Source organism: Mesorhizobium sp. M2A.F.Ca.ET.037.01.1.1, assembly GCF_003998075.1.
Taxonomy (GTDB): domain Bacteria; phylum Pseudomonadota; class Alphaproteobacteria; order Rhizobiales; family Rhizobiaceae; genus Mesorhizobium.
Genome location: NZ_RZSA01001744.1, coordinates 1 through 529 on the forward strand (window position 1 = coordinate 1; position 529 = coordinate 529).

1 protein-coding gene is annotated in these 529 nt (G+C 69.2%); it reads right to left on the reverse strand.

Annotated elements, in window-relative coordinates; all coding sequences use genetic code 11:
• Positions 1–529: type IV secretory system conjugative DNA transfer family protein (locus EOA27_RS39555; RefSeq protein WP_189562444.1), on the reverse strand; the 529-nt coding region annotated here is incomplete at both ends.

A 529-nucleotide genomic window follows, 5' to 3' on the forward strand; every position in this document is an offset into this window, starting at 1 on the left:
GCACAACCAGCCCGCCGCCCCATTTGAGGGCCGACGGAATTGTCACCGATGTTGTCTTGAAACCACCGGAGCCGGCAAAGACGATGCCGTGGGAGGAGCCGAATGAGCCGTCGAAGCAGAGCAGCGGCGAGCGGCCGCCGGCACCCCACGTGTCGCGACTGTCGGCGCGGAAGGCGAGGCCCGCCACATGATCACGATCGACGCGGTAGCGCTCGCCGATGACGATGCCGCCGGCTTCGGAAAACAGCCTGCCGGCCGCCTCCATTCCCATCCAGTCGGTCTCGCCGTGGATCGCCCGCTTTCCCCGGATGCGTCGCGGCCCGGCTGCAGCGAAAGCGGCATTGCCCTTGATCGCCACGCGCAGCGCGAACACGCCGCACATCAGCGCGATTGTCGCGCCGACCGCCGTTCCGGGATCCGCATAGGACAGAGCCGTCCGGCCAACCGGTACGCGATCGGCGAGCGCGATCAGGCGGACGGTTTCGCGCGTCGCGGCGATCGCCACGACGGCCGTGGCTCCGCCTACCAC